The sequence below is a fragment of the Pseudoalteromonas sp. C2R02 genome (assembly GCF_018860845.1).
Taxonomy (GTDB): Bacteria; Pseudomonadota; Gammaproteobacteria; order Enterobacterales; family Alteromonadaceae; genus Pseudoalteromonas.
Genome location: NZ_JAHKQC010000010.1, coordinates 1 through 7058 on the forward strand (window position 1 = coordinate 1; position 7058 = coordinate 7058).

Here is a 7058-nt window from a genome sequence, read left to right on the forward strand (position 1 = left end):
CTGAAATCAAAGATGTGTTAGCTTCACGTGGACTTTCTCTAGGCATGCGCTTAGAAAACTGGCCGCCTGCAAGTCTAGCTGAATAATCCAAATCACTAGATAAAGTTTCGTTAGAAGGATAGGTCATGCGCCATCGTAAGAGTGGTCGTCAATTAAACCGTAACAGCAGTCATCGTAAAGCGATGTTCAGCAATATGGCGGGTTCACTGGTGAAGCACCAAATCATCAGAACAACTTTGCCTAAAGCAAAAGAGTTACGTAGTGTAATTGAACCTTTAATCACACTTGCTAAAACTGACAGTGTTGCAAATCGTCGTTTAGCATTTGCTCGTACTCGTGATAAAGAAGTTGTTGGTATTTTATTTAACGAGCTTGGTCCTCGTTATGAAAACCGTCCAGGTGGTTACACTCGTATTCTTAAGTGTGGTTTCCGTACAGGTGATAAAGCACCAATGGCTTACATTGAACTAATCGATCGCCCAGCGACTGAAGAAGTTCAAGAAGAAGTACAGTCAGCAGAATAAATCTTAAATTAGCTTTATAGCTTAATTTAAGTTAAAAACCGAGTTCATTGAACTCGGTTTTTTTATGTTCGAAATTCTATAAATTAACGATTCCTTTAAATATTAAACGTTGCTAATTATTACGTTTTACCAGTTATTAGTTATTTACATTAATCCCTATATACTTAAAAATAATCCTTTAATTAACAACTGGTTGTTTTTTACATTGGTTCTATTTTATTTATTTCAGTTTTACTAATAGACACAAAAATACAGAGGAAAGTCATGTATAAAAAATATTAATAAAACAGCATTTCATATCATCAATTGTATATTAATAGACATTCAGCGAAGTAAAAATGATCATAAACCCATGTTTAAACTTTAAAGCTTGTGAGAATAATCGAATTTAAGACTAAATTCACTTTTTTGAATAAATTAAAAAATATCTGCACAATTTGAAAACCTGTCTATCCTTAGTACCTGTAATGGTACATTTGTTTTTTATAATATAAAAAATTTATATAACAATGAAAAAGGATTTAAAAATGACAGCAACTTTAGATAACGCCTACCACGGATTACTTCCTTTCGAGCAAGATCAAATAAGCCAAGCATACTTAACATATTTGAAAAATGGATTACCTGTAAGTCAGGCAAAAGGGAAAAATATATTAATTGTGGGTTGTGGTATATCCGGTATGGTATCGGCTTCTTTATTACGCAAAGCGGGCCATACAGTGACAATAGTAGAAGCTAATACACGAGTCGGCGGACGTATTAAAACATTTAGAAATACAGAAACAAAAACTTACTTTGAAGACGCTAGTTTATCTGGTGAGGCAGGTGCGATGCGTATACCCGATATGCATAAGTTAGTGCAATTTTTAATTGATCAAACAGGTGTAGAGAAACAAATTTTCTTAAATAAAACGGTATCTAAAGCCGATGCAACTTCAGATAAAATAAATAAACCAGATCGAGATGAAGACGGAAATATTATTTTACCCCCTGCAACAGGTAAAAACTTTTTACATGTTAATTATAAACATGTTCCACGTAGTGTATATGATGCAGAAGGTGCAGATGTTAATGCGCTCCTTAATTACAATCTGGAAGACGATGAAAATACACAATCTAGCATTTTATTAGATAATGCCATAGGTGCATTAACAAAAATGGTAGACGAAGACCCAAAAACTGCATGGCCTTATATTATTGATACTTACGGTGAATATTCAATGCGCCGTTTTTTAACTGAATATGTTCATAATCATCAGAGGTACTCAGAAAATGCCATTGAAATGATAGGTGTTATTGAAAACCTCGCTTCGCGCATGTCTTATTCATTTATTCAAAGCTTTATAGAATTAGCCATCATAAAACCTGATACTGCTTTTTGGTTAATAAAAGGTGGAACAGATTTATTTTCGACAGCTTTTTATGAACAGAATGACTTAAATACTGTAACCCTTACTAATCAAACTTTAACTGATTTATATAAAGATGATAAGACTGGCAAGGTTCGCATTACGACAAAAATGTCGGAAGTGATAGAAGAAAGACGTGTACAAGATTCTAATAATACAAAGGAATTGGCTGAACGTGAGTGGGATGAAGTGATTGTTACAATCCCATTTACGAGTTTTAGAACTGTCCATGTTTGGCCTGAATTTAGTCAACGAAAACGCCAAGCAATTAGAGAACTGCATTATGATGCCGCAACTAAAGTATTACTAGAATTCAGAGAGCGCTTTTGGGAAACACAAAATGATATTTATGGCGGAGGCTCAAATACTGATTTAATAAATCGCTATATGTATTATCCTAGTGAACGGATGGGATCACAGGGCGGAGGTGTTATGCTAGTGAGCTATGCCTGGGCCGATGATGCACGAAAGTGGGATCCTATGTCACATTACGACAGATTTTGTTATGCACTAGAAAATGTTGCAATCACACATGCTATACATGATAAAGATGCAAGTTATGAAGAACGCTTAATTGCGCAACAAAAAATTAAAGACCTATGTGTTTTTGAACCAGCTAAATATGCCGATAAACAAGATAATATTGTAGGAGCAGCAAGTGTAAGTTGGATGGAAAACCCATATGCTTTTGGTGAAGCTGCTATTTATTACCCTGGTCAGCTTGAATTATTTCACAAATCGATTATCTCTAGTGAATGGAATGGTACCGCGCACTTTGCAGGTGAGCATGCATCATTGAAACATGCCTGGATTGAAGGTGCGATAGAGTCTGCGGTTAATGTCGCTTTATTGGTAAATGAAAATCCACTACCAGTATTGGATTAATACTAACTTTTTCGTAATACACCTAAATATAGTCAAGACAATTCTAGCTGATATCTAGCTAGAATTGTCTTTTACAGGAGATAAATTTATGAGCACAGAAAAAGTAACCGTTGCACAATACCTTAAAATTAGACTTGAAGAGCTTGGTTGTGAACATATATTTGGTGTTGCTGGTAATTACAGCGCTGCCTTTTTAAATACTATATCTGAAGACCCTAAATCTATAATTAAGATTTCAGGAAATACTAATGAAATAAATGCAGGTCATTGTGCTGATGGATATGCCAGAGTAAGTAATAAAATAGCGCCAGTATGTGTTACTTATGGTGTAGGGGCATTTAGTTTACTTAACCCTCTGGCAGGGTCTTTTGTTGAACATAATAAAGTGTTAGTACTTAATGGAGCGCCTACTTATTCAGATCAAAAACGTCAAAGGGTAGAAGGTTTACTTTATTCTCATATGACAGGAGATGAAAAAAGTAATATTGATACTTATCGCTCAGTCACTGTTGCTGCAGAGCAAATAAAAAATGCATCTCAAGCCCCTGCAAAAATTGATGCTGTACTGACTGCTATCATTTCAGAAGGCCGCCCTGGGTATTTGGAATTTTATGAGGATGTATGGCGTAAAAAATGTAATGTACCTATTAATAAAATTGACCTACAGCCTCATGAGGGGGAGGCTAATGAAACACAAAAAGCTGTTGCCGCCACAATTGATTTAATTAAACAGCGGGGCAATCCCATTTTATGGGGGGGAATAGAAATCCAACGTCAACAATTACAGAAAAAATTTCAATCATTGATTGAACAAACTAACACGCCATTTATGACCAGTATATTAGCAAAATCAGTATTACCTGAGAATCATGAGATGTTTCGAGGTGTCTATAATGGAAAAGCAACACCTCAAAGCACGAAAGAAATCTTTGATAACGCAGGGTGTAGAATTGCACTAGGTGTATGGAATACCAGCAAAAATCTTGGTGGTACTTCGTCATGGTCAACAGGTATGGTAATGGCCAATAACGAAGGCGTTAAAGTGGGCAATCATATTGATAATAGTGGGAATGAGATTAGCACTCAGTACTTTCCAAATGTTGTTTTAGGAGACTTTATTGATTTGTTAAGTACACAAATTTCTAAAATTGAATTTAAACATTATAAACCTACTATGTATCCATTAATGCAAAGTGTACCAATAGGGTGCACTAAGGAACTCACATACGACAGTTTCTTTAGTGGGATAGACAGTTACTTACGTGAAGAACACTGTGTTGTGGTTGATGCCGGTTTTCCACTCTTAGGCGCACAAAACTTAAAAATTAATTACCCCGATGGTTTTGTGAGTGCGGCAGCATGGCTTTCTATAGGCTATTCAGTGCCTGCTTCACTTGGTGTTAAATTTGCAAATCCTGAAAAAAGGCCTTTGGTATTTGTTGGTGATGGTGCGTTTCAAGAAACTTGTCAGGCAGTGTCTGGACACAATTATTACAACACTAATAATGTTGTGTTTGTGTTAGATAACGGTATTTATGGCATTGAACAAATGTTAGTAAACCCAAACCCATTTCGTACTGGTGATGATAAGGTTCATTATGAAGCACGGCCACAACAAAATGATGTCTATGACTATAACAAATTAAATAAATGGAGCTATGAAAAAATAGTCGATATGGTTGGAGGCCGTGGTGCAGTAGTCAATACAAATGATGAGTTACAGCAGGTATTGATAGAGATTGATAATAACTCTAATGATAACTTTGTGGTAAGAGTTATGCTTAATGAAACTAATATTCCTCAATCTATCGCTTACCGTGCTCAAACTCCAGGAGAAGATGAGCAGAAAGATAGTGTGCCAGTCGATATAACGGATAAAACAGCTTATTAATGCATGTAACAGATTAATATTTATACCTAATATATATTAGGTATAAGTAAATTTGAGTTGTTATATTTTGATATTACTATAACTGCTTTCAATATGGATAAAAACACAGATAAACACAACACCGCTAATTAGCGGTGTTTTAGTATTAAAGCATAAGTTGCAGTTTGATTATGAAATAACAGATAATACCCGAATATTTTAAAACGATAACTTAATACAATGATAAAAAAACATATTGGTTTTGCACTTAATATTTTAGCGGTAGCACTTTTTATTCCTGGCATATATTTTCCTATGTTCTCATTAAATATGGATATGGCTGTTAATGTTGCAAATACGAGCTTAACTTCAGATTTGGTGAATAAACAACTCTCATTAATTGAAACCATTCAAGAGTTATATCAAGACGACAGAATATTCGTAGCGTTATTGATTCTCTTATTTTCTATTTGTATTCCATTAATTAAAACCTTGTTAGTGAGTTTTGCTTACTTTAAACGTAATACAGTACTTGAAACTAAGATTTATGAATTTGTAAGTAAAATTGGTAAATGGTCTATGGCTGATGTATTTATTGTTGCGATATTTTTAGCTGTGCTTTCTACAAATCATGCTGAAACGGCTAACAATCAAGAATTAGTTATATTTGGATTTCAGATGGAGCTTATGATCTCTAGCCAAACCTTATCAGCAGTAGGGCAAGGGTTTTATTATTTTGTAGGTTATTGTTTACTGTCTTTATTAGCAACACAAATAAGTTTTAGTAGTTTAACTGTTAAGGCTTTTGATATTAACCAAGTTGGTATACAAAAAAATTAGTTGGTTAGAGCCAAAACTAGAATTTAGTTTTGGCTGTATTCATTACTATTGCATCAACCACATTTTAGCTTGTCGGGGTGGCAAGTAAAACTTGTGCCATTGCGATGTTACATATTGCACTTCAGTAGGGTTTAGCACATTTTTATAATTACGATACCAATATAAATTATGGTTTGCTGTGTCTACCCAAACGTCTTGACCTGAACCACATTTATTAATACCTACAATACCAGCATGATTTCGTTTAAATAAAATCATACAGTCATTAAAAGCGATTATCTGCATGTCATGATCTTTAACTTCATTATGAAATTTAATCATAGCTTTAATATCATCGCGTTTATATAAATCTAACCAGCGATTACCATCATTACTTTCATTATGATCTGAATAGATCATCGGTACACCACCGTCTCTACCAAGAATGTATGCATTAGCAAGCATTTCATCAACAGGATCTAAAATTTGATACCTAAATCCAGTGTTAGTAGGTATATCATGTGTTATTGAAAAAGTGATAGATCTGTTTTTAGGTAAAGCTTGGCCATAAGCAATTGGGTCAACTAATAAATTCATTGAACCACCAAAACTTAAAGCATTTCTTAATGATGCAAATAATGGGAAATCATATGCGCTGTGATTAGTTTGAGACAGGTAGGGTGCTAAAAAATTATCATAACTGTCATCACCAGCACCACTAGAAGTGATAATTTCTCCGAATATGTGCATATTTTTTGTAATTTCATCTGTAAATACAGAATTTATATGATAGTTGCTCATGTGTTTTGCAGCGTCAACTCTAAAACCGGATACACCAATTTGTTTTAATGCTTTAAGGTAAGACTTCTGTTGTTCTACAATTTTGTTGTTTGGATCTAAATCTGGTAATCCGGTATCACCATTTCCACCACATAAACGCCAATATTGAACATGCCCGGCGTTTCCCCAGTCTGTAATACATCCTGCTGGATTAAAGTCGCTTTCATTAATGTAGTTATTAGATAAATCACCGAACAGTTTCAAACTATTATAGTAGCTCAAATTACTAGAATATTGTGACAGTATCGCATCTCCAGGATAGTTTAAATCAGCTCTTTTATATGACTCATTTGCCATATGGTTGAAGACAATATCGGCATAAACTTCTATACCTTTGTTTTTAAGAGTCTGTACCATGATTCTAAAATCATTAGTATTTCCTAACGGATTATCAATTAATCTTAAATCTTGAGGTTGATATCTTGCCCACCATTGATCTCCAGTAGATTTATATGCAGGCGACACTAACACTTTTTTATATCCAATAGATGAAATTTCATCAGCTTGCTCGGTGACCTGCGAATAGTTCCAATTAAAAGCATGCAGTATTACATCAGCTTTAATTGATATAGAAAATATTAAACTGATACTTAATAGTAATATTTTAAATATAGAGTTATCCAACAAAGATTTATTGTACTTCTGCCATAGATACTTACATTTCATAATTATTATCTCTTTTTAGTAAGTTGGTTTTAAAACCGGTATTAT

At 34.1% G+C, this 7058-nt stretch carries 5 protein-coding genes; 4 read left to right on the forward strand and 1 reads right to left on the reverse strand.

The genetic code is table 11. The annotated features are described in order from the left end of the window. Nucleotides 1-125: 125 nt before the first annotated feature. The 4 genes from rplQ (at nt 126) to KO527_RS02105 (ending at nt 5528) form a co-directional block, all read left to right on the forward strand. Nucleotides 126-524 (forward strand): 50S ribosomal protein L17, encoded by a 399-nt coding sequence (rplQ, locus tag KO527_RS02090; RefSeq protein ID WP_059364670.1) that lies wholly within the window; start codon nt 126-128, stop codon nt 522-524. A 527-nt stretch (nt 525-1051) separates the two neighbouring features. After that, nucleotides 1052-2818: an FAD-dependent oxidoreductase gene (locus KO527_RS02095; RefSeq protein WP_216038732.1), complete on the forward strand. Its 1767-nt coding sequence runs from the start codon at nt 1052-1054 to the stop codon at nt 2816-2818. 88 nt (nt 2819-2906) lie between these two features. Further along, entirely contained in the window at nt 2907-4709 is a 1803-nt protein-coding gene (locus KO527_RS02100; RefSeq protein ID WP_216038733.1) for a thiamine pyrophosphate-binding protein, read from the forward strand. 219 nt (nt 4710-4928) lie between these two features. After that, nucleotides 4929-5528 carry a paraquat-inducible protein A gene (locus tag KO527_RS02105; RefSeq protein WP_216038734.1) on the forward strand — a complete coding sequence of 200 codons (600 nt, stop codon included), beginning with the start codon at nt 4929-4931 and terminating at the stop codon, nt 5526-5528. A 45-nt stretch (nt 5529-5573) separates the two neighbouring features. Here KO527_RS02105 and KO527_RS02110 read toward each other — a convergent pair whose 3' ends face one another. Next, a complete protein-coding gene (locus KO527_RS02110) occupies nt 5574-7013 on the reverse strand; it encodes an alpha-amylase family protein (protein WP_216038735.1) in 1440 nt (479 codons plus the stop codon). Between the last annotated feature and the right edge of the window lie 45 nt (nt 7014-7058).

Excerpts from the sequence above, each read along its gene's own strand:
- KO527_RS02100 (WP_216038733.1), top strand. The coding sequence starts at position 2,907 with ATGAGCACAGAAAAAGTAACCGTTGCACAATACCTTAAAATTAGACTT.
- KO527_RS02095 (WP_216038732.1), top strand. The coding sequence starts at position 1,052 with ATGACAGCAACTTTAGATAACGCCTACCACGGATTACTTCCTTTCGAG.
- KO527_RS02110 (WP_216038735.1), bottom strand. The coding sequence starts at position 7,013 with ATGAAATGTAAGTATCTATGGCAGAAGTACAATAAATCTTTGTTGGAT.
- rplQ (WP_059364670.1), top strand. The coding sequence starts at position 126 with ATGCGCCATCGTAAGAGTGGTCGTCAATTAAACCGTAACAGCAGTCAT.
- KO527_RS02105 (WP_216038734.1), top strand. The coding sequence starts at position 4,929 with ATGATAAAAAAACATATTGGTTTTGCACTTAATATTTTAGCGGTAGCA.